The sequence below is a fragment of the Fischerella muscicola PCC 7414 genome (assembly GCF_000317205.1).
GTDB lineage: Bacteria > Cyanobacteriota > Cyanobacteriia > Cyanobacteriales > Nostocaceae > Fischerella > Fischerella muscicola.
In genome coordinates, this window is sequence record NZ_AJLK01000019.1 from 38,736 (window position 1) to 61,589 (window position 22,854).

The 22,854-nt window shown below is 40.3% G+C and carries 17 protein-coding genes; 7 read left to right on the forward strand and 10 right to left on the reverse strand.

Features of this window, described 5'->3' with window-relative positions:
- Positions 1 to 107 precede the first annotated feature (107 nt).
- Both UYI_RS0102575 and UYI_RS0102580 read left to right on the forward strand, forming a co-directional pair.
- Positions 108 to 1,697, forward strand: a complete 1,590-nt coding sequence (locus UYI_RS0102575) for a glycoside hydrolase family 57 protein (RefSeq protein ID WP_016865122.1) — start codon at positions 108 to 110, stop codon at positions 1,695 to 1,697.
- Between the two features lie 353 nt (positions 1,698 to 2,050).
- Positions 2,051 to 2,560, forward strand: coding sequence for a pyridoxamine 5'-phosphate oxidase family protein (locus UYI_RS0102580; protein ID WP_016865123.1), 510 nt, complete (start codon positions 2,051 to 2,053; stop codon positions 2,558 to 2,560).
- A 139-nt stretch (positions 2,561 to 2,699) separates the two neighbouring features.
- Here the strand turns inward: UYI_RS0102580 and UYI_RS0102585 are convergent, their stop codons facing one another.
- From UYI_RS0102585 to psbO, 4 genes are all read right to left on the reverse strand, one after another.
- The gene (locus UYI_RS0102585; RefSeq protein ID WP_016865124.1) at positions 2,700 to 2,945 is read right to left on the reverse strand and encodes a hypothetical protein; all 246 of its coding nucleotides are present in this window, start codon (positions 2,943 to 2,945) and stop codon (positions 2,700 to 2,702) included.
- Between the two features lie 5 nt (positions 2,946 to 2,950).
- The gene (locus tag UYI_RS0102590) at positions 2,951 to 3,835 is read right to left on the reverse strand and encodes a hypothetical protein (RefSeq protein ID WP_016865125.1); all 885 of its coding nucleotides are present in this window, start codon (positions 3,833 to 3,835) and stop codon (positions 2,951 to 2,953) included.
- 101 nt (positions 3,836 to 3,936) lie between these two features.
- Positions 3,937 to 4,713 (reverse strand): RNA polymerase sigma factor SigF, encoded by a 777-nt coding sequence (locus UYI_RS0102595; RefSeq protein WP_016865126.1) that lies wholly within the window; start codon positions 4,711 to 4,713, stop codon positions 3,937 to 3,939.
- A gap of 611 nt (positions 4,714 to 5,324) precedes the next feature.
- Positions 5,325 to 6,158: a photosystem II manganese-stabilizing polypeptide gene (gene psbO / locus UYI_RS0102600; protein WP_016865127.1), complete on the reverse strand. Its 834-nt coding sequence runs from the start codon at positions 6,156 to 6,158 to the stop codon at positions 5,325 to 5,327.
- A 699-nt stretch (positions 6,159 to 6,857) separates the two neighbouring features.
- On the opposite strand from psbO, the gene UYI_RS0102605 reads away from it, so the two are divergent.
- Together UYI_RS0102605 and UYI_RS36415 are read left to right on the forward strand one after the other, a co-directional pair.
- Positions 6,858 to 7,190: a hypothetical protein gene (locus tag UYI_RS0102605; RefSeq protein ID WP_016865128.1), complete on the forward strand. Its 333-nt coding sequence runs from the start codon at positions 6,858 to 6,860 to the stop codon at positions 7,188 to 7,190.
- Positions 7,169 to 7,879 (forward strand): hypothetical protein, encoded by a 711-nt coding sequence (locus UYI_RS36415; protein ID WP_157226285.1) that lies wholly within the window; start codon positions 7,169 to 7,171, stop codon positions 7,877 to 7,879. Before UYI_RS0102605 ends, UYI_RS36415 begins: the two co-directional genes overlap by 22 nt.
- Before the next feature lie 101 nt (positions 7,880 to 7,980).
- On the opposite strand, the gene UYI_RS0102615 is transcribed toward UYI_RS36415, so the two are convergent.
- The 3 genes from UYI_RS0102615 to UYI_RS0102625 all read right to left on the reverse strand — a co-directional run bounded on the left by UYI_RS0102615 (position 7,981) and on the right by UYI_RS0102625 (position 14,928).
- A complete protein-coding gene (locus tag UYI_RS0102615; protein ID WP_016865130.1) occupies positions 7,981 to 8,196 on the reverse strand; it encodes a hypothetical protein in 216 nt (71 codons plus the stop codon).
- A 69-nt stretch (positions 8,197 to 8,265) separates the two neighbouring features.
- Entirely contained in the window at positions 8,266 to 13,323 is a 5,058-nt protein-coding gene (locus tag UYI_RS0102620) for a WD40 domain-containing protein (RefSeq protein WP_016865131.1), read from the reverse strand.
- Positions 13,324 to 13,581: 258 nt separating this feature from the next.
- Positions 13,582 to 14,928, reverse strand: coding sequence for an ATP-binding protein (locus tag UYI_RS0102625; RefSeq protein WP_016865132.1), 1,347 nt, complete (start codon positions 14,926 to 14,928; stop codon positions 13,582 to 13,584).
- A 1,015-nt stretch (positions 14,929 to 15,943) separates the two neighbouring features.
- Between UYI_RS0102625 and UYI_RS0102630 the strand changes: the two genes are divergently transcribed.
- From UYI_RS0102630 to ftsZ, 3 genes are all read left to right on the forward strand, one after another.
- Positions 15,944 to 16,807 carry a cell division protein FtsQ/DivIB gene (locus tag UYI_RS0102630; protein ID WP_016865133.1) on the forward strand — a complete coding sequence of 288 codons (864 nt, stop codon included), beginning with the start codon at positions 15,944 to 15,946 and terminating at the stop codon, positions 16,805 to 16,807.
- 797 nt (positions 16,808 to 17,604) lie between these two features.
- Complete coding sequence (locus tag UYI_RS38620; RefSeq protein ID WP_016865134.1) at positions 17,605 to 17,745, forward strand: hypothetical protein; 141 nt, start codon at positions 17,605 to 17,607, stop codon at positions 17,743 to 17,745.
- A gap of 204 nt (positions 17,746 to 17,949) precedes the next feature.
- Positions 17,950 to 19,242, forward strand: a complete 1,293-nt coding sequence (gene ftsZ / locus UYI_RS0102640; RefSeq protein ID WP_026085701.1) for a cell division protein FtsZ — start codon at positions 17,950 to 17,952, stop codon at positions 19,240 to 19,242.
- A gap of 569 nt (positions 19,243 to 19,811) precedes the next feature.
- Here ftsZ and gshB read toward each other — a convergent pair.
- From gshB to UYI_RS0102655, 3 genes are all read right to left on the reverse strand, one after another.
- On the reverse strand, positions 19,812 to 20,780 hold the full coding sequence (gshB, locus tag UYI_RS0102645) for a glutathione synthase (RefSeq protein WP_026085702.1): 969 nt from the start codon (positions 20,778 to 20,780) through the stop codon (positions 19,812 to 19,814).
- A gap of 113 nt (positions 20,781 to 20,893) precedes the next feature.
- Entirely contained in the window at positions 20,894 to 21,166 is a 273-nt protein-coding gene (gene grxC, locus UYI_RS0102650) for a glutaredoxin 3 (protein WP_016865137.1), read from the reverse strand.
- Positions 21,167 to 22,151: 985 nt separating this feature from the next.
- On the reverse strand, positions 22,152 to 22,854 hold a 703-nt coding region (locus UYI_RS0102655; protein ID WP_026085703.1), incomplete at its 5' end, for a hypothetical protein.

Genomic DNA, 22,854 nt, shown 5'->3' on the forward strand with positions numbered 1-22,854 from the left:
CAGTCATCATAAAGAATTGGCTAAAGCCTGTTACGATCCCCAGAAAGTCTTAAAATATTGTTAACTTCTGCCAAATCCCCAACCTTCAACATATACCCGAAATCATTATGGCTATCGGCTACGTTGCGCTAGTACTCCATGCCCATCTGCCCTTTGTCCGGCATCCAGAAAGTGACTATGTGCTGGAGGAAGAATGGCTTTATGAAGCCATTACAGAAACTTATATCCCTTTACTACGAGTTTTTGAAGGCTTAAAGCGAGACGGTATAAACTTTAAAATCACTATGAGTATGACACCACCTCTGGTGTCAATGCTACGTGATCCGTTACTACAAGAACGCTACGACGAACACTTAGCAAAGTTGGAAGAACTTGTAGAGCTTGAAATTGAGCATAACGCTCACAACGGTCATATCAAATATTTAGCCGAACATTATGCCAGTGAATTTAACGCCACCAGAAAAATCTGGGAGCAATATAAAGGTGACTTAGTAACAGCTTTTAAGCAGTACCAAGATACAAACAATCTCGAAATCATCACATGCGGTGCTACCCACGGTTACTTACCACTGATGAAAATGTATCCCCAAGCTGTGTGGGCGCAGTTGAAGGTAGCCTGTGAACACTATGAGGAAAATTTTGGATGTCCGCCTAGAGGAATTTGGCTGCCTGAATGTGCCTACTATGAAGGCTTAGAGCGGATGTTGGCAGATGTTGGTTTGCGCTATTTTCTGATTGATGGACATGGTATCCTTTACGCCCGTCCCCGCCCCCGCTTTGGCACCTATGCCCCTATTTTTACAGAAACTGGTGTAGCTGCCTTTGGACGTGACCATGAATCCTCTCAACAGGTATGGTCTTCTGAAGTAGGTTATCCTGGTGCACCAGAATACCGAGAGTTCTACAAAGATTTGGGTTGGGAAGCTGAATACGAATATATCAAGCCCTATATTATGCCCAACGGTCAGCGAAAAAATACGGGCATTAAATATCATAAAATAACAGGTCGTGGTTTAGGTCTAGCAGATAAAGCCCTCTACGATCCCTATTGGGCAAGGGAAAAAGCTGCTGAACACGCAGGCAATTTTATGTATAATCGTGAGCAGCAAGTAGGGCATCTCTACGGGATTATGCAGCGTCCGCCAATTGTAGTTTCGCCCTATGATGCAGAGTTATTTGGACATTGGTGGTATGAAGGACCTTGGTTTATTGATTATTTATTCCGCAAGTCATGGTATGACCAACAAACATATCAAATGACTCACTTAGCGGATTATTTACGCGCCCATCCAAATCAGCAAGTTTGCCGTCCATCTCAATCAAGTTGGGGTTTCAAGGGCTTCCACGAGTATTGGTTGAACGAAACTAATGCATGGATTTACCCACATCTGCATAAAGCAGCTGAACGTATGATTGAATTATCTAAAAGAGAAGCAGCAGATGAACTGGAGTGGAAAGCACTTAACCAAGCGGCAAGAGAGTTACTTTTGGCACAATCTTCTGACTGGGCGTTTATTATGCGAACAGGCACGATGGTTCCTTATGCCGTGAGAAGGACGCGATCGCACCTCATGCGGTTTAACAAACTCTACGAAGATATAAATATTGGCAAAATCGATAGCGGTTGGTTAGAAAAAGTTGAGTTAATGGATAATATATTCCCTAATATTAACTATCGCGTCTATCGTCCGTTGTAATAAATAAATACAACCAAAGATTCACACAGATGAACACGGATGATGTTATCTGTGTGTTTTTTATTTTTTGTTATTTATTAAATCTCTTGTAAAAGTAAATTATGTAAGAGTTTGGAAAGGGATTTTTAAATTCCTTTAACCCTTCACGTATATCCCGACTTGCCACCAAGTCTAACGACTAACTAATAGAAAACCTAACTATTGACTCAGGTTATTAATTGAGTAGAAAGCTATTGTGAGAAAAGAAATAATTAATTTTGCCTAGAAGTGCGAAATGCAATCATCTTCGCGCCTGATTTAAGTTACCTGTGTGTTTATCACTCAGGAGCAAAACAAGAAGGAAGTAAAAAACGATGACTCAATCTCATGAAACAAGTAGTGAAAATTTAAAAAAACTCCGAGATTTGATTCAAGACATAGAATACGCTATGTTGACAACCATAAACGAGGAAGGTGAATTACATAGCCGTCCGATGGCTACAAATCGAGAAGTTGAGTTTGATGGCGATGTCTGGTTTTTTACTTATGCCAGTTCTTATAAAGTATTTGAAATTAATCGCAATCATCAAGTTAATGTTAGTTATGCTGCACCAGACAAACAACGTTATGTCTCTTTATCTGGTATAGCCGAATTGGTACGCGATCGCCAAAAACTAGAGGAATTATGGAAACCCCAACTTCAGGCTTGGTTTCCCAAAGGAATAGACGAACCCGATATCGCTTTAATTAAAGTTAGTGTCAAAAAAGCTGAATATTGGGATTCTCCATCAAGCCTAGTTGCAAACACCATTAGTTTGGTGAAGGGGGCTGTTACTGGCAAACCAGCTGATGTTTCTGAGCATGAAAAACTGGAATTAAAGTAATTTTAAGTCGAACACTCATGGAACACAGATGCACACCGATAATCTATCTGTGTGCATCTGTGTTAGTTAACTAAAATCAAACTGGACAATTGTTCAAAAACCTTATGTTACTTCTTCAATTCACATCAGATGTAAATTGTCAAACAGTATAACGACTGCGATAGTAAGCCAAAATCTGTTCCACTCTTTGTTGACTCATAGAACCAGACTCAGAAGACACTGAAATCCACATGCCAGCAATTTGGCTTTGATTGTAATCGAACTGTGGGGAAGATTGGGGAATTAATTCTACTTCCACTCCTTCTACTTGTCGTAGATGCGCCGCTACCTCGCGATAAACTGCCAGAGGTAAACCAGTAAATTCTACTTTTTCTTTTGTCTTCATCTTGTTTACGAAGATCCTATATTAACCGCGTTTGGGGCTGGTGATTCTGCTGAAACAGGATTACCAGTAGCTGCTGTTGTCGCTGTTGGTGGACTGCTAGCAGGTGCTTCACCAACCATTCTGGTAACTTCAATACCATATTGTTCCAGAATTATGATCGGTTCTGAACCTTCGTTCATTTCAATTCGTTTGATTAAAACTCCGTTTGCTAGTCGTTGTCCTGCCTGTACGTAACGGCTGTTTGGCTCATTTGGTACTTTAATAATAGCTTGAGGTTGATTACCAACCATAACTACACCACTAACAAAAACTGCTTTGGCTAAATCTGGTTGTGATGGTGGTGGTAATACAGATGCCAAACGTTGTTCGGGAACAACTTGGGGCATAACTTTAGGTAAGACAGGAGTTAATTTCGGAAGATTTTTGTTTGAAACTCCTTTGTTGATATTGTTTTTTGATTTATTTAAGTTGGCAGTTAACACTACACTTCTTTTTTGCGGTGTTCTTGTCGTTATTAATGTACCTCTGGTGTTGGTAATTGGTAGAGGTAGTAACCTGGGAACAGCTCGCATTCCTGTATTAGCATTCGATAATCCTAGCGGCGATTGTCCAATAATTTGAGCAAACGGATCATTACGTCCTTTTGACACAATATCTATCCGTTCTTTAGCATTGGTGGGTTGAATCAAACTAGCAGTTGCAGAAGCGGCTAAAGTCGATTTACCAGGCACTACAGGATTATTAAATGCTTGTGGTGGCGCTTTTTGCGTTTGCGCTGGCGTATTAGGTGGTGGTGTCGGATTACTAGATTGTTGTTCTCCTTCAGAGCCACAGGCAGCGATTGCCAAAACTGAAATGGCTGCAATTAATATTTTTAAATTTATACCCATCAGCCCCTCTCTATCACGTCAATTTTATGTATCAAAAGTAACCTGTTTACACATCAAAGCAAGTGTGAAATCTGATACCGTTATAACCTAACTTTTCACATTTAATCTTCAGCTACACTCATTGACTGTTTCAACAAATCCAGCCCTTTTTTGACTCTGCGAGAAACAGTGACAACACTGATACCTAGCTGTTCTGCGACTTGTTTTTGTGTTAAATCGTGTAAAAACACAAATTCTAAGACTTCACGGGTACGTTTTTCGAGTTGGAACAGCGCTTGTTGTAAGCGAATTTGATCTTCTTGTGCCAGTTGAAAACTACGATAGCGATGATCAACAACCAGCTCTCCCAAGCAAGTAGCCCCCTCTTCTCCATCTTGGACTGGTACATCCAAACTTAAAGGGGCGCGATTCATCCATGCCAATTTGATTTCCTGCCATTCTTGGGTGGAAATTTCCAGTGCTGCGGCTAATTCTGCATCGGTTGGTTGACGATTGTATTTTTCCCGCAAAGAACGCGAAACTCCTATAGCCTGCTGTTGCAGCGCTAAGTAGCGTCGGGGAATTCTTACGGTCACACCTTTATCTCTGAGGTAATGTTGAATTTCACCCCGAATATAGGGAATAGCAAAAGAACTGAAGGCATGACCTTTAGAAATTTCAAATCTTTCAATTGCTCGAATTAAACCTAGACAACCCACCTGGAGTAAGTCTTCATAACTTTCATGGCACTGATTTATCCAATAGTGAGCTTCTTTTCTCACTAGCCCAAAATTGAGCTTCACCAGTTGATTGCGAACATTTGCCGAGCGAGATTGTTGATATTCTCGTAGCAACTGTAGAATTTCACGCTTCAGTTCGTTGGTGAGTGTGGTTGGCATAGCACCGTTTTGTTTCTCTTGGCAAACAAACAGTCAACTATTCGCTGTTAAACCAAGCTCCAATGTACATATCTTCAAAATATGGACATGGAAAGTAACTCCCATAGGAGACACAAAGAGTCGTGATGAAAGTGTCTGCTATCAGGAGTATGACAATGCAGCTAGATTTAAATCAGCGAAAAGAGTAATCGATTAGTAAACTTTGGTATGAGTTACAGTGTTTGAAAACACATACAAAACATATAAAATTTTTTACTTTATTTAAAACCGAAATTGTACTTAACTTAAGTAAATTAAGTTAATTTTGGCGTATAGACGAAAACCGAAACTCAAGAGATAGCGATTAGATAAAGAAAATTTGTATCAGAAATAATACTTAAAAAAGCGATTCTCGTATTGCATTTATACGCGGTAGGAGCGCACAGCCGTGCGCTCTCACAACTAAATTTCAAATACTTCTTGGTGAAAGGGGAAAGGGTAAAAAATGGAAGGAACATCAAAAAAAATCACCCTTGTAACGAGTGTCTACAAGGGTGATGGAGGATTAGCTATTGCGATCGCCACACAAGACGACCATAGCTATCGCAATCAAGTTTTATACTCACAATCATTTAACTACGAGCTTTTTCTAAGCGAGCGTAGAAGATGCCACGAACTTTGACTTCTTTAGGTTCACCAGCACCTAAATCAGTGTCAGAGGGTTGCTCGCTCTCAAATGTACCCGCAATTTCACCAGTAGAACTATCTACTTTGGCTACGGAGAGGGAAATTTTACCATTCAGAACATCAGCACGCTTGACGTTAGCGCGCAAAAGTTCTTCATCATCAGATTGAGCAGGTAGAGCTACAGCACTATCATAACCAGTGGCAACACCGCGACCTTTAGGATCTAAGAAGGTAGCACCACGATAAGAAGGAACTCTAAAAGTACCTTCAAAATCTGTTGAGGTATTAATGCTGGTCATACCAGGTTGTGATTGAGCAACCAAACCTTTGATGGTAAACAAGAAAGGCACTCGCTCCCCTCCAGGCAATTGCACGGTGGTAGCTTGGAAGTCAAAGCCATCTTTTTCCACAAAGGTAAGGCTACCATCTGGATTGACTTTCAGGTCGCCCTCGATTTGATCTAGTGAATATGTCTTACGAGTGACTAATTTGCCAGCAACAAATTCTGCTTTTTGGCGCTTATTAGCGGGTTCTTCTCTTACAAAGAAATTAGTTGGTTCTAAGCAAAGTTCTTTTATGACGTAGGATTGGCTAGCATCAATGGGAATAGAACCACGACTTGTTTCTGTGAGTTGGGGACATTTATTAGCCAGACCAGTACCTTTAATTTGATCGTAGGTGAGTAAGTCTGTACTACCAGCAGTAGGACCCTCACTACAAGCAGTTAGTAACCCCAAGCACAAAGCCAAGAGTGCAACAATTACAGCGCGAAACCTCATGGTCAACCTCAATGTCAAAAATTGATATCTTAAGTTGTAAAACTGCGACTTACTCAAAGTTCTGCTTTTAGAGTCTGAAGTTGAAACACCAGACTAGTCAAGATGCATTCAACGAGGAAGGCATCTTAAAAGCAAGCAAAAGCCAGCAGTTTTATTGTTGGCGGCATTTGGTTAAAGCTAGGGCGTGTTTATGGATGAGTACGCCTCGATACACAGTAACTTGAGCAGATTACTCGAAAGAAGATACTGTATCCAACCTCCGGACGGCTTTCCCAAGTTGAGAGCTACTGTAAATATTGTTGCTACAACTTTTTAGGTCATCACCCAGTGTCCGTGAGTGTGCCAGTATTTTTACTTTCGTAGTGTCGCTTTTGTCATTTTGTGATATATTTGCCGCCACTACATACAGCCCATATTTTTATGGGGAGATCAGCCAGATCATACGATTTTTTTTAACTCAAAATCAAAGCGATCTCACATTTACTATGCAATACTTTTTGGTTAAAAGTGAAAGAAAAAAGCGCAAGGGATGGAAGCAACATCCTTTACCCTTTCACCTTTTACCTTTTCCCAGGCACAAATGAAGATGAAGTATCTAAAGGCTAATTTCCTTTGTTTTCCGTAAACAAGTCTTTTAGCGAACAATGAAAATGGGAAATCTTCGGTAAATTTGAGTTGGTCTCATTGACAGAAGTTGGCATGAATCAAGGCAAAATTTTTGAGTCAGAGAAATTATCTTACAAGCTCCAAGACATTGTCAGGGTGGTACATGATGCAGTAGCCTTTTGTCAAGGAGATGCGATCGCGCTTTTGGCTTTATTAAGACAGTTAGAACAATTACACCGAGAGATTCGAGATGGAGCTTTTCAGGAAAATTTGCCTAATAACCGTCAAGCTCTTTACTCACTACTTAAAGATATTGAGGCAGAGGGTGGCTGGCCTTACATAGAACGGATGAGACTGCAAGAATTTTTAGCAAATTTGCCACCAGAGACTGATCCTGAAGAGGAGTGGGGGAGTGGAGGGGTGTGAGGAGATGGGGAGTAGTGAGCATTGATGACGGTAACGGTAAAAAGCAGATTTTTCAGTCCCACTGGGACGGCAAAAACTGGATTAAGGAGCTAACAGATGAGGTTCGAGCCAAAATTCCCATTTACCGCTATGCCGAGGTCATGCAAGCTAAATCCGAGGGTAAAACCATCTGGATGGTAGAAGGGGAGCCAATTGTAGATGCTTTGTGGAACATGGGACTAGCAGCCACAACAACCCTTGACGGTGCGCTCAAATATCGAGCATACGGTAGTTATAAAGCGGATTTAGAAGGTGCTAACCTAGTGCTTTGTCCCGACCGTGACGAGCCTGGATTAAAGCACATGGAAGATATTTTTGGGGACTTCCCAGACGCTAAGTGGTTGTATGCCCCGCCCAGCGATTTTTACTGGACGCATTTAACTAAACATGGGGGACTTGATTTAAAAGATTGGATTGAAAGTGGTGCAACAGTTGACGATATAATGAGCGCCATTGAAAACAGGCGTGTGGTAGTTGATGCCCTCAACCAGGCATTACAGCTTAATGCTGACCGCTCTAGACCAGCACAAAGTAAGTATAAACAAAAGTTCAATATGATACGCGCACTTTGGGGCGATCGCCCAAGATTTCGAGCATCTTGTACTGTGCAGGTGTCAGTAGATTCTGAAAGCAGTTTTGGTAGAATTTAGGTAACATTATCATTTGATAGGTCTTGTTGAGAATGCCTGACCTATCTTTTTTTACCCCAAAACGGTCACACTCTTATATTTCCTCAGTTTTAGCCCCTTTGTCACCCCTTCAGCCCTACAACTTTCGCTATCTCTGGCGTCGTGTCTGCCTCTTGCAGAGAATCTAACCAATCCCGGACGTGACGGATCTGAATTTCGGCGATCACATCTACAGAGATAAAACTTAGAAACTTGCGAATGGTATTTTGGTAAGAAGCGCGATTTTTACCGTGATGCACGTCCAACCACTCTTCCACCAACTCAGTCAAGGTTCTCATACAAGGGGATCAGTGTGTGATGAGTAGAAAGCCACTAACTACCACCCATTAACAACCAACTATTAACAACTAACTCTTGACACCATAACAGAGGGAGCGATCGCGCTGATCTACGTTGCGATTGTATCGAAGATAATTATTTACCCAGTTACAACCACGCGATAGTAAGTTATTCATGTCCAAATTCCACAGAATAATGGTGTTGTCATCACCAGCAGATGCCAATGTTTGACTATCAGGACTAAAACTAACACTTAATACTGGAGCATGATGTCCATTGAGAGTTTTAATCAATTTGCCATCATGACTCCAGAGTTTCACTGTGCTGTCCCAACCAGCAGCAGCAAGAATTTCACCATTTGGGCTAAAAGTCACAGAGTTAACACTATCGCTATAGCCCTTTAACAATGTTTTCAATAATCTGCCGTCGGAACGCCACAACCTCACAGTGTTATCCCAGCTAGCAGAAGCCAACAAATGATCAGTAGGACTAAAACTTACACCTAAAACCCAACTGTCATGAGGTGAAAAGGTTTTCAACAAAGTACCATCTTTTCCCCAAAGCTTCACTGTTTGATCATCACTAGCTGAAGCGAGAATTTGACTATCAGGACTAAAACTGACGCTATTTACCCAACCGTGATGTCCTACTAGGGTTTTAACCAAGCGACCTTCACGGTTCCAAAGTTTTACTGTCTGGTCTTTACTACCTGATGCCAACAGCTCCCCATCTGGACTGAAACTAACACTCATGACACTATCGCTATGTCCATGTAGGGTTTTGAGTAGATGACCATCTAGACCCCAAAGTTTCACGGTTCGATCATAACTTCCGGAAGCTAGCATTTGATTTTTGGGGTCAAAACTGACACTAGGAACTCTATCAGCGTGTGCAGCCAGAGTTTTATATAAGCGAGTTCTACCGCTATTGCGGTCACGTTGCCAGAGTTTAACAGTGTGATCCTTACTACCAGAAGCTAACAGTTTGCCATTACGACTCCAAGCCACACTCAAAACTCGGTCTGTATGACCTTGAAGAACAGGTAATGTTGGCGCGTTTAGACTCCACAATCTCACTGTTTTGTCATAACTGGCAGATGCTAGGAGCTGATCATCGGGGTTGAAAGCTACACTCACAACAGCATCACTGTGTCCTTTAAAGGTTTTGTAAGGTCGATTCTCAAACTCGCCTTTTTCGTTGATTTTCCAAAGGTATACACTGTTGTCATCACCAGCGCAAGCTAGCTGTTGACTATCAGAACTAAAACTGAGATTCCAAACAATAGTGTTGTGTTGTTGCAAAGTTTTGTAAAGATGAAAACTATAGCCATATTTACGACTTTTGTCCAAACGCCAAAGTTTGACTGTTTTGTCTCGACCTGCTGTCGCTAGTACTTGAGCATTAGGGCTAAAAGCTAGGGCGGTTACTCCTTCTTGATTTGCTAACAAAGTTTTCACCAATTTACCGTCTCGTCGCCAGATTTTGACTGTTTTGTCGTCACTGGCTGAGGCAAGATACTGACCATCAGGACTGAAGCTTACCCAGTTAACCCAACCTTGATGTCCTCGCAGTGTTTTGATTAATTTTCCATCTCGACGCCATAGCTTAACAGTTCTATCCTTACTGCTTGTAGCTAATAATTTGCCATCAGGGCTAAAAGCAACGCTAAAAACCCAATCTGTGTGTCCTTGGAGGATTTTTTCTGGTTGTGAATCAAATCTTCCTGTTTTTGCGTTGAGACGCCAAAGATTGACTGTTTTGTCGCGACTGCTTGAGGCTAAAGTTTTACTATCAGGACTGAAACTCAGACCAGTAATTGCATCGCTATTGGCTTCCAATGTTTGGAGTAATGCACCGCCAGGATGCCACAATTTCACAGTGCGATCGCGGCTACCTGATGCCAGCAATTTACCATCAGGGCTGAAGGCAATCCCCCAAACAATATCATTATGTCCCTCTAGCCGATTGACCTCGGTGACTCCGTAGACTGCCTGCTGTAAAGCTGTTACTACCCGCATTCGGGTATCTGGTTCTACTCCACTTGCTTGTTTGAGTCTCCGCCATGCCCGTAAACTTTCTAAAAGAGCATCAAATTCTTTATTAGAAGCAAATAAAGCTTCTGAGGAGGCAGTGATCGCACTAATTTTCAAGTTAGTCTCACTACGTTCTGCCCTCCTAGTTTCGCGAATTGCTGCTCTTCTTTGTAAGTCAGCTTGCCACCATAACCCGGCAATTGTTGTTGCCATCATTGCCAAAACTAAACCTGCTATACGTGCCTCTCGCAGTCGTTTTTGTAAAACTAAATTCAGCTGTTCTTGACTGAGTTTTTGGGCTACTTCTGCTCTGGTTTTTTCAAATCTGACTTTGGCAAGTTCAGCGACCATTCCATATTTATTTTTTTGACGAATTGGCTCCACTAAATAATCGTGAACCAACTGATAGCGATCGCCTGATTCTTCTTTGACTTGTAATACTAACCCACTACCGACCAATATATCTAAAATCATTTCTATATTGGTGACAGAGTGATAAAGATTTCGAGATGGAGCGATATTTCTGCCTACCTCCCCACCTCTTTCTTTGACCAATGCAGCTACTAACTCAACTTTTGTTTTAATCGGTCGTGTACCTTTTTCATCAGTTAATTCAAACAATAATTGCCAACTTAATTTTTCGTTCTCCCGACCACAATCTTTGATGACTTCTTCTAGCCAACGTTGTACTAATTTCTTAGAGCTGCCACAACGCTTATATTCTTCAATTGTAGTGATATTTTCTGTTTGGAGTTGCGCGCAGACTATTTGTAATTCAATCGGATGTACTTCTTCAAATTCTCCTGCTAAATCATGTACTATCTGATTAATTAGCTCATGACTTAATCCATAATAAGAACGTTGATTTAAACTTTGAATAACGCCGATAGCATCTTTTTTAGAAAATTTTCCTAAGTAGTAGCGAATATCTTTATCAAGAATATTTTTATTGATTACGCTTAAATTACAACCAAACTCGTTATTCTGATTGCATAGACGTTCCAATTCTAATAAATAATGTAAATAATCTTCCCTTAATGATAAAATTATTTTGACATATGCAATATTTAAACATTCACTAAAAAAACGATAAAATTCTATTCTATTTAAAGTATTTTTGTTTACAAAGAAAAATTCTTCAAATTGATCTAAAATGAGAATAATAGTATAATTACGCTCAGTTAAAGTCCGCAATTGTTCAAGAATAGTATTATTGGAAAATTCACTACTAATAGTAATTTCTGTTTGAGCGATCGCCTGGTTTAAACTATGTCCTAAAGTTGTTTGCCAATCTGTATAAACAGATAAAACAATCGGTAAAGGATTGCGTTCTCCGATGATTGTTTGTTTTAAAGCTGGTACTAAGCCAGCTTTGAGAATTGAACTTTTACCAACGCCACTAGGGCCATGAATAACCGTGAGTTTACAGTCGGCGCGAGTGATTCTTTCAATCAGACGATTAATATCTTGCTGCCTTCCAGAAGCAGCAATTTCTAGGGCAATTTCCTCAGGAAAAGTTGTGCTTGTTTGTGATTGGAAAGCTGAATTAATTCTGTAACGTTGTGGCTGTAGTTGACTAGCACCAATAAAGGCACGAAAGCCGTACTGATGCTCAATTTGAATTTTTTCTTGTTTGAGATTAAATGCTTCTAAGTAGTCATGGCGTTCAAAAAAGTATAGCGATCGCAACTCATCTACAATCTCTAAGTACAGTGATGGCTCATACTGTGGTTCACAAACCACCTTCGCCCATTCTAGGTTATTGACTGCTTCTTCCCACTCACCCATTTGTCGCTGGGTGCGTCCCAATAAAAGCAGGTAGGAACTTTCCTGTTGACGCGAAACTTCTGGCGCTTCCTCGGCAATAGAAAGCGCAGAATTGGCTAATTCATGAGCAGCTGTCCAATTCGATTCAGAAGCAGCCACAGCAGCTAAAAAGCCATAGTCTTGAGCGACTTGTGCTTCATCACCATAAACTCGATGCAATTCTAAAGACTGGAGAGCTAATTCTTTCAAATCCTTCCAAGCTTGTAAACGTTGCAACATTTCGCAAGCTGGCCAAATGAATTTGGCTACTAAATCTTGTCTTTCTGCTTTTTCTAAGACTTCCAGACATTGCCTAAACCACAAGAGTGCGTCTTGCCAATACCTTCTGTTGAGTGCAGGACGTAATTCCGCCATCCGGCGATAGCACAGTCCTTGGTGGAAGAGGACTACGGCTTGTCGAAGAAGATGGGGTGGTGGGGTGGTGGGGTGATGGGGTGATGAGATACCCCCACCTCCGGTTCTCCCCATCTTCCTATCTAAAGAAAGCTGCCAAAGCTCTAAACTATGTTGAAAATAATCTAAGGCTTCTTCAATTTCATCATTGGCATAGCGATCGCGTCCTAAGACAAATTCGAGACTTGCTTCTAATTCTGGTTCTAATTTGACACCATAGCATGTTTGCAGGTCATGACGTGCTGACTCTATTTCGTGGCGTTGCTGAGATTTCGGATCTAAATCAAGGGCGGCATTAGATAAAAACTGTTCTGCTCCTGCTGCTAATATGTTGGCAAATAAAGATTCTGTTTGCTGCTTAATCAGAGCAATCAAATCTTCTTTTGCCATTTCAAATTTGATTGTAGTTGCTGCCCAACTCCGAAAATCAGGTGCTAATTTTGACAGCAATGTTGCTACTTCGTCTTTGAGCCACAATATTACAGGAAAGGGAAAACTATCAGCATAAATATCTCGTGCTTGGTTGATACCAATTAATAAGTCTTCCAAAGCGCTGACTGTCTCTAGACCAAAAACCATCACAGCAGATGGCAAACAATCTGTAATGACAGCAGGATTATCTAAAAATAGTTCTGAAACAATAGTGGTGTGCAGAGCAGTAACTGAGGTCGAAAGAAAAATTTCTCGTAAGTAAATATCCTGAGTTAGAGAACGGAGATTCTCTAGCATCTGTTCGCATAGTTGCCTGTAATTGCATCGCACTAAAATAAGAGCAAATTGACCTTTAGAGAGTGCGATCGCCCGGATCAACCTTTGCACAGAACGCTGATTTTCGCTGGCGTTCTCAGCAGCTGTGAATTTCCACTCTGTCATCCTATTTTGGATTTTGGATTTTGGATTTTAGATTTTAGATTTTGGATTTTAGAAAACTTAAGAAGGCAGAAGTACTCTGACAGAGGACAGCTATGTATCCCCATAAATAAATTTAGGGGATTTAATAAATTAAGAGGCTTGTGACCCTTTTGGCAGAGGGAAAATAAATTCTTCCCTTCTGCCTTGTGCCTTCTGCCTTCTGCCTTGTGCCTTCTGCCTTGTGCCTTCTGCCTTCTGCCTTTCTTCGGTCAGAAGTCGTTATGAGTTGTGAATAAACTTGCTTTGCTGCCAACCGAGAATTTTTTCTGTTTCTGCTAAAGCTGGACTAATACCAAACCAACGTCCTGTAGTATCACGGTATTCAAAGACAAACATACTCCGTAGCAATATCTGGTAATCAGACTCGCCTTTGACACTCTGTTGATTCACTACCTCTAATAGCAATTCCCAGACGTGTTCATCAATTGCTAATAGCAGGTCATCACGATAGTCTTTGATGACTGCTTCTAAACAACTCTGAGAAAAGGGTGGATCTTGCCGTTGCAGACAACTATACAACAGCCCCAATAAGTTACGAATATGACCACCACTGATCCGACATAGACGATCTAAAGTTTGGGGGTGATCAAATAACTCTGTGATTAAACTTAGCCTTATATTCCAGGGAACTTCAGGAAAAGCTCTTGTCAGTACTAGTTGCCGTAACAGAGATATTCCTGGTTCGTAGTCACTACCATCTCTTTGGCGCACAAGTACCATTGGTAACACTTTTGGAGCAATACCACCCCCAAGACGGTTTTTGAGTGTTTCGTATTCATTAGAAAAAATTAATGCCAGGGGGATAGTATAGACTACATGGCATTTGAGGCGGCGTAACTGTTCGCCTCGGTCAATGAAAAGATACTCTGGTAGCGATCGCCCCGAAGCCAAAGGACGCATATCAACTCGGTCTAAGTTGTCGACAATCACCACCAATCCTTTTTGACCACGCTGCTTTAACTGTTGAACAGCTTTATCTAGCAATTCTTCGTTGATTGCTTGCAAAATACTATTGGTGCGTGGTTCTAGGTACTGCCGCAGCTGATTACGTAATTGCGGACTATCTTTAGTTTTGGCGCTAATTTTCGCAATACCTAAAGATAATTCTGCTTCTGCTGATAACTCTATCGGAGTCTGTAAAAAATCCCCAATTTCTCTAAACAGATTGCTAAAGTAACCTGATTTCTCTTTGATATTAATCGCTTCTAAACTAGTGCTGACTTGACGGGCTATACTCAGCAAAATATCGCTGACATCAATATCCGCCATGTCTAAATCTTGGCTAGACTCAAAATAAACGACATGAAATCCTGCCAGTTCTAGTTCTGTCTTTAAGCGTTGTAATTCCGTTGATTTACCACAACCAATGTGACCTGTAAACAACTGACAAGTCGGGTCGTCTGGAGAAATACGAACTATTGTGCGTTGTAGCTCTTCTACAATTTTGCAACCACGCACATCAGAAAAGTCTATGTAGTATTGCCGATCCGCCGCATCACCCATTACCAGGGTTTTACTAGGATTACAGGCTTGATAAAAACGTTGTAAATTTAGTGCTGTTTTCATGTAGATGCAGATTTATTTGTATCTTAATATACAAATAATCCCTACCTTCCTATAAAGGTATGCACTAGACTTCTTTGTTGCATGTTTTGCCATAAGTAAGTCCGTAGCATGGTAGGAATTTTATCATCCCTGATGGTTGATTGTATTCTGTCTTTTTTACACCTGTTGTTGAGATTTTGCAATCTCTGATTTTGCTCACGGGTTAACTTAATGTAAGTCTATGCCCCGTTTTACCATGAAATAAACGAGACAGTAAATTTATACTTAGTTGTAGCAGCGACAACAAGTATTTAAAAAGAGTCACACAGATATATTAATCAGTCATTTCATCAACTGGTTATTATTTTGACTATATTTTGTTAACCAAATTACAGTATATATGTCTATTTTTATTTTTCGCAATAATTAAAATAGGTATGCGTAGGAAGTAATATATTATACTAATAAATATTTTATTAGCCAATACTTTTTGGTTAAAGGGGAAAACTTCATAGTGAGGGAGATAGGGAGGTGCGGAGGTAGGGAGTGGGGATTAGGGGCAATGGGGAGAATACAGAATTAGGATCTCCCCATCACCCTACTGGTGAGTACCCCTTCACCTTTTACCTTTTCCCAGACACAAATGAAGATAAAGCGTGTTTATCCAAGAAGGATTGTTTTAATAGCAGTCTTGATGGTAGATAATTCTCTGACAGATGCAAAATCAGAGTATAATTTCGGTTTCGCACTTTGTTCTGAATTTTGCCTTTCCTACATACAAGTAACAAAATGTCAATAAGTATTTGTAGTCTTCTTGCAGAAATGATGAATATCATCTGTAAAACAAGGCTACATAAATTCAATGTCCAGATTTGCAGATAATTCCAAATTCCAAATTTTATGAATGTACAATAGCTAACTACTAAAATCTTAATTTTGTTGCTATTACAGTGTTGGAAAGTCAGCTTTGACTAAAATTATTGAATGTTACAGATGTGCAATCACAACTTGGATTAAGAGTGTGGCAGAGGTTTGAATGGCTGGTATAGTATCGATTTCCCGCACAATCATTGCAGGACGCCGTAAGAAGTTACGCAAAAAGCGCCAGATCAAATTTATTCAAGCAATTTGGCGAACTATTGCTGTGACTAGTTTGGCTGGTGGTTTGCTGTGGATCGCAATTCAACCGATTTGGGTTCTTAAAACTCCCAAAGATGTGGTGATCTCAGGAAATCAATTACTTTCGGATGAGGAGGTTCAGTCTCTACTGGTGCTGTCTTATCCGCAATCTTTGTGGCGGATTGAACCTTATAGGATTGCTCATTCTTTACAGCAGCAGCCAAGTATTGCCCAAGCAACCGTCACTCGTCGTCTGTTTCCTCCGGGATTGGTAGTCCAACTTCAGGAAAGAACACCAGTAGCGATCGCTCAAGTACGCCGAGAACAAGCCAACAGGAAAAATGGCAATACAAAAGTAATCATGGGATTACTAGATGCCAATGGCGTATGGATACCTTTAGAGAATTTTAATTCCCTCGACTCTAGAGTTAAACTACCAACTTTAAAAGTGATCGGATCACCAGAACAATACCGTCCCTACTGGAGTTCTTTGTATGAAGCGATGAGTCAAACTTCCTTAAAAGTAACGGAAATAGATTGGCAAGATCCAACAAATTTAATTTTAAAAACAGAACTAGGTTTAGTACATCTCGGTACACCAAGTCCCCAGTTACCAGAACAAATTAAGGTGCTTGCCCAACTTCGCCATCTACCCTCACAACTCAATCCCAATGAAATAGAGTACATTGATCTGAAAAATCCAGAACATTTACTAGTACAAATGAACCAAAAAAATAGCAAGCCAATTCCCAAACAGACCAAAAAAAATCTGCGTGTTTGAGATTAAAGCAATCCTAGCCAATCAAGAAGTTTTGTGTTGAAAAAATATATTTATTATTTAAGTTGGGTTTCCCGACCCATCTATGTAAAAATCGGCATTAACTTCTAAATTAAGTTGGAGGATTAGTTGCAAAACCTCTCTTTAGACAGTCAGAAGTTTCATGGTTATTTGCCTAACATCTAAATGAAGGGTGGAAGGTGTTAGGTTCTTTACCTATGGCGTCTTGCCTAAAAGTACTTTTTACCTGTCCACCCTTTAGTTTAGCATAATACTTGCTATAGTAAAGTTCTTTTTATTACCTGCTAACTGATATGGGTAAAGTATTACTTTTAACCACTTTTAGACAATTGCCCGTCGAGTCGATGCTTTAATGAAGGTAAGTAAAACAGTAAATCAATTAGATGTTTCAAAATTTGAGTAAACCACAACAAACATCATTTTCTGTTGTCTCTATTTTGAACATTGATAAATAAAGTATTAAGACAAATTTTGTGTCTTAAGTTGCAATTATCCCCAATGGTGAATCCTATTAAACATATACCTAACCGAGAACAGAGGTGTCATGACCAGTGTTGGCGAGTAATACAATTAGCACAGTATTTTCCGTGCAGAAATTCTTTAGCGGGATACAAAAGTATAATTAATTTACCTTAATAACATGCGGCTTATTAACTTACATCCATCAATATCTAGCTTTCAGCATTATTTTTCTTCGTTGGTATTGAATAATTTATACCAAAATTATTTAGTAGTTTCAGCAACTCAAGAAAAAATTTACGCTTACAGCTGTAAAATTGATGACCAATATAAAGCAACGGCAGCAAAAGGGAGAGGTTATTGGGGTTACCAAAGGCATACCGAGCCAAATCGGTAAAAAAGCAGTGAATATATTAATGTCTAGTAGAACTGATACAGGTCAATTTCAGGTAAATAGTTAGGTATACTTCTCTAGAATTAGCTGTGCAAACAGGTGCCTTGATGGCTTATCCCATAACAAAGTTTCCTATCTCTCATCCTGAAAGGGTTGGAAGTATGGAGAACAAGAAAGAACAATGTCATATTGTTGATGGCAGCGTCACACTATAGTTAACTCTTAGGTGAATAACACCTTAAAAAGTCGTTTATCTACCTTTGTGAATCCAATGACTCTTGATAATAACCAAGGACTTACCTATAAAAACTCTCAATCTCCAGGACAGTCGACTTTCTCACTGGCTGTTAATTCCACCAATCCGTTTAATCATTCAGGGCTGAGCTTTGGGCAAAATAATGACAGCAAGAAAATTGAGCGTGAAGAAACCCGAATAGGTGACATTGTTCCTGGTCGAGTCGCCAACATTAAAGTGATTGGTGTCGGTGGCGGTGGTAGTAATGCTGTTAACCGCATGATTGCATCAGATGTAAGTGGGGTAGAGTTTTGGTCTATCAACACTGATGCTCAAGCTTTAACTTTGGCAGCAGCTCCCAGTCGACTACAAATAGGGCAGAAACTGACACGGGGGCTGGGAGCAGGTGGTAATCCTGCTATTGGAACTAAAGCTGCCGAGGAATCACGGGACGAGATTGCGACAGCTCTAGATGGTGCTGATTTAGTATTTATTACTGCTGGCATGGGTGGTGGAACTGGTACAGGTGCGGCTCCGATTGTGGCAGAAGTAGCGAAAGAAATGGGCGCTCTTACTGTTGGTGTCGTTACACGTCCCTTTATCTTTGAGGGACGCCGCCGCATTAGCCAAGCAGAACAAGGGATCGAGGGGCTAAAAAGTAGGGTAGATACACTAATTATCATTCCTAACAACAAGCTACTAGAAGTTATCCCCGAGCAAACACCAATGCAAGAAGCTTTTCGCTATGCAGATGATGTGTTGCGGCAAGGGGTACAAGGCATTTCCGATATTATTACCATTCCTGGTTTGATCAACGTTGACTTTGCAGATGTGCGAGCAGTTATGGCCGATGCAGGCTCCGCACTCATGGGGATCGGTATTGGTTCTGGAAAATCTAGAGCTAGAGAAGCAGCGATCGCAGCGATTTCTTCACCATTGCTCGAATGTTCAATTGAGGGCGCGAGAGGTGTTGTCTTTAACATCACTGGTGGTAGCGATCTCACCCTGCACGAAGTGAATGCTGCTGCTGAAACAATCTATGAAGTGGTTGATCCCAACGCCAATATTATTTTTGGCGCGGTGATTGATGACAGACTCCAAGGTGAAGTGAGACTTACCGTGATTGCGACTGGATTTACAGGTGAAGCCCCAGCCGCACAACAGTCCAACGTTACCCAAGGACGAGTAGTACAGCCCCCACCACAAAGAAGGCCAATGCAACAACCTCCCGCGCCTAATCCACCAACACAAACTCCAGAACCAAAAGAAAAAGGTTCGGTGCTGGATATTCCTGATTTTCTGCGAAAGCGGACACCACCACGTAATTAAGATGATCAGCTATTGGCTTGCTGGCTGCTTATACCAATTTTGGATTTTAAATTTTGGATTTTGGATTGAGAGTCTTTGCCAAAAGGCGATGTTAACAATCTCAAATCACACCATTTATCCCTATTTGGTATTATTTCTAATTCCTTTGGTTCATACTAGGAATTGGAATCAGCAATTCAGTTGCCATTTTTGGTACAGCCAATTAGTAAATAAATTCATCTACGTGTCCCAGAGACTGAAATTAGCTTAGGCTGGAGTCAGCTTGTTTAAAATTCTCAGTGTGTTTGGTAAAAAAATTAAAGCGATCGCGTTTGTTTTGGTTGTCGGTCAATGGTTCTTACCATTGTTCTGAGACGGGATAATTATTGTTGATGGTAGACTTGTTTAACTTTTGTAGTCTTTCAGCACACAGCTATTTTTTAACTGGTGGTCTAAATTTTAGTACCGGATGCTACTGTAAATCCCTATATTATTTGTAATTATTGTTTCGGTTTACCAGGGTGCAAGGGAAATTACAGATGAATGATGAATTATGAATGTTGAAAAATTTCATAATTCATATTGATAATTTATAAGTTTTTTGTCTGCTCAACCCAGCGAATCACTAAATGACCAAGGCGAGTGCCGTCTAGTCGATCAATTTCACGTATTCCAGTAGGACTGGTGACGTTGACTTCGGTCAGATAGCCACCAATTACATCGATGCCAACAAAAACTAAGCCGTCTTTACGTAAGGTGTTGGCAACTTCGGAGCAGATTTCGTATTCTTTTGGGGTAATTTCGGTTTTGGCAACTGTACCACCGGTCGCCATGTTATTGCGAAATTCATCACCAGCAGAAAGGCGATTAACTGCTCCAATTGGTTGGCCATCTAGTAGGATAATCCGTTTGTCTCCTTCTTTCGCCTCTGGGATAAAATTTTGTACCATGACGGGTACTCGACCTTGAAGAGTACTGAGTTCGATGATGGAATTGAGGTTGCGATCGCTCGGTTGCAAAATTAAAATTCCCTCACCAGCTTTATTACCTAGTGGTTTGAGAACTGCTGTGCCTTTTGCTTCCACAAAGTCTCGGATAGTCTGTTTATCAGCAGTGACAATGGTTTCTGGTATTACCTTAGTAAACTGGAGGGCATACATTTTTTCGTTTGCCCCTCGAATACCACTGGGACTATTGATTACCAAGGTTTTGTTTTGGTCAATGTAGTCCAGAATATAGGTGGCATAGAGGTAGGAAACTGTCACGGGTGGATCTGTCCGCATAAACACGGCATCCATTGTTTCTAAAGAAACATAAATGCGTTCGCCTATTTTGTACCAAGGACTTGCTGCTACCCAGCGTCCCTCCACTAGTTCAATAGGCATGAGTTCCACGCGTTCTAAAATGGCCCAAGCTTTTCCTGCTACTACACTTAGTAAATTCGCTTGAGTTATCCAGACTTCATGTCCCATGACATGGGCTGCTTCCATTAATGCAACGCTTGTGTCGTGACAAGGGTCAAGAGTCTGGATGGGATCAATAATAAAAGCCAGTTTCACACTTTCTGCCTCAATTGCCAGCAAATTCCACAGTCATTTAATTTAGACTATCCCCTGATGGTTAAACAAGTTTTGCGATCGCCCCCCAGCAAAACACCATCGAACTCTTCCATCTATACGCTATTGCCAGAAGCTAATAAATTATCTAGCTGACCTCGGGCGTCTAAAGCGTATATGTCATCACAACCACCAACGTGAACATTATCGATGAAAATTTGTGGCAAAGAGCGTCTTCCATTTGCTCTTTGAGCCATTTTATTCCGTGCCGCCTCATCTCCATCAATGTTGTACTCGGTGAAGTCTACCCCCTTTTTCTTCAGTAAACTTTTAGCACGGATGCAAAATGGGCAAGTACTCCAAGTGTAAATTTCAACTTTCGCAGCCATAAGTCCTCAACTTTATTTAATAATTCTTAAATTTTAGAATGTTATTGCAGGCTGTGGGCACTTCATCCCATTTTTGTCAATTAAGAGCAGATGTAGCGTTAGTATTTTGAATTTTAGACTTTGTCAATGGTGGAAACTTAATGCATGAAATAAATTAACGTTTTGTCTGGGTATTTTATTTATCAATTTAGTAAAAGTTAATCAATAAATACCTACAGATATTGTTAAGTTGAAAAACTATCTAAATAAAAATCTACAAGTATTTACTTTTACTTATAATTTATAATTTATATAAGGGCATTTGCTGGTGAGTATGTCACTACAAAAATAATAACAAACTCATCCAAACATATAGCCCATAAAACTTATATTGAATTGCATCTAGTAGCGTAACAAACTGATAATATTCGAGTTGCAGTACAGTTCACATCAGCAATTGCACCGATATAAATTTATGACGTATAAAAAATATTTTCAGTATTTACCGCTAGAGAAATCTAGAGAGAATGAGCTAAACTAGCCTTTAGCATCTTAAATTTTACCTTCATAGCAAATCTAAGGTGCAAACATCCTTTTATTGTAATCCAATACATCAGCTTTATGAAAGTAAAAAGATTATAAAAATAATATAGGACTCTTATTTAATTTTTGAAAAAATCAGTACACTTCCTGTTAAGAGTTTCCTAGATTCAAGATTCAGTTCACCAAAGCAAATCGGACTGTCATACTTGTCCAAATTAAGAGTAGATAAATCAAACTGAGCTATCTAGTAGTACTCAACCACATTATTAATTTTGAAAGGCTGCGAGATCCCCGATTTTTTAAAAAAGTCGGGGATCTGTTCACTCGCAGTCTTCAGAACTTATGTGGTCGAGTAGTAGGTGTAATTATAAAAATAAAATAGGCTTAAAAATGCTAATGCATATCTAAGCCTATATTTAATATGAGTTCGATATTTAAAAACATCAAAATTAAACAGTGTTATTTAATTTTGGTGACGGAACTGTTTGTTTTTCTTCATCAGTCGCAAGGTAGTTACAGCAAATAAACCTAAAGCACCTGTTGCACCAGGTTCAGGCACTTTTGCTGGTGGAGGTGGTGGGGCTTTGTAATAAGAACTTGCTCCTACCCAAATAGAATTGCCACCGGAAACTCCAGGGTTATTACCATAATTGCCTATGTGAACTGCCGCAAATATTTTGTTGAGCTGATCTTGAAAGTCGAAGTCTTCTGGATTGAGATCAAAAGCATCTAGTGAGATAGTGGCTGTATAGCCATCATTACTCGGGCCAGTTGCTTTTGGGCTAATCTGTAAATCTAACCCACTATAGGGGCCAGCCTTGATACTGTTTTCAGCAACATTGTAACTTTTTACGTCATAAGGTGAGGATGACGACACCTCAAAAGCATTGTTCTGAAACTTGCTATCGTCGTAATTTAAACTAACATCCAAAATTTTATGGACGTTATCTCCCGCTAAATCGATCACTACATCGACTTTAGTAGGATCAGAAGGGTTTTGCTTAATAGTTAGCGTTCCAAAAGATACACCAGCATTAGTACAGTTCCCACCGGAATAACTATTGTTGCCTACCGTCCCAGAAATAACGCAATCTAGGTTATAGACTATGGAAGTAAAGTCAGAAGCAGTGGAAGTACTACTGGGAGACTGAGTAGAACTGCTATTA

Excerpts from the sequence above, each read along its gene's own strand:
- psbO (WP_016865127.1), bottom strand. The coding sequence starts at position 6,158 with ATGAGGTTTCGCGCTGTAATTGTTGCACTCTTGGCTTTGTGCTTGGGG.
- UYI_RS0102615 (WP_016865130.1), bottom strand. The coding sequence starts at position 8,196 with ATGAGAACCTTGACTGAGTTGGTGGAAGAGTGGTTGGACGTGCATCAC.
- ftsZ (WP_026085701.1), top strand. The coding sequence starts at position 17,950 with ATGACTCTTGATAATAACCAAGGACTTACCTATAAAAACTCTCAATCT.
- UYI_RS0102580 (WP_016865123.1), top strand. The coding sequence starts at position 2,051 with ATGACTCAATCTCATGAAACAAGTAGTGAAAATTTAAAAAAACTCCGA.
- UYI_RS0102595 (WP_016865126.1), bottom strand. The coding sequence starts at position 4,713 with ATGCCAACCACACTCACCAACGAACTGAAGCGTGAAATTCTACAGTTG.
- grxC (WP_016865137.1), bottom strand. The coding sequence starts at position 21,166 with ATGGCTGCGAAAGTTGAAATTTACACTTGGAGTACTTGCCCATTTTGC.
- UYI_RS38620 (WP_016865134.1), top strand. The coding sequence starts at position 17,605 with ATGACCAATATAAAGCAACGGCAGCAAAAGGGAGAGGTTATTGGGGTT.
- UYI_RS0102605 (WP_016865128.1), top strand. The coding sequence starts at position 6,858 with ATGAATCAAGGCAAAATTTTTGAGTCAGAGAAATTATCTTACAAGCTC.
- UYI_RS0102590 (WP_016865125.1), bottom strand. The coding sequence starts at position 3,835 with ATGGGTATAAATTTAAAAATATTAATTGCAGCCATTTCAGTTTTGGCA.
- UYI_RS0102585 (WP_016865124.1), bottom strand. The coding sequence starts at position 2,945 with ATGAAGACAAAAGAAAAAGTAGAATTTACTGGTTTACCTCTGGCAGTT.
- UYI_RS0102575 (WP_016865122.1), top strand. The coding sequence starts at position 108 with ATGGCTATCGGCTACGTTGCGCTAGTACTCCATGCCCATCTGCCCTTT.
- UYI_RS0102630 (WP_016865133.1), top strand. The coding sequence starts at position 15,944 with ATGGCTGGTATAGTATCGATTTCCCGCACAATCATTGCAGGACGCCGT.
- UYI_RS0102625 (WP_016865132.1), bottom strand. The coding sequence starts at position 14,928 with ATGAAAACAGCACTAAATTTACAACGTTTTTATCAAGCCTGTAATCCT.
- UYI_RS0102620 (WP_016865131.1), bottom strand. The coding sequence starts at position 13,323 with ATGACAGAGTGGAAATTCACAGCTGCTGAGAACGCCAGCGAAAATCAG.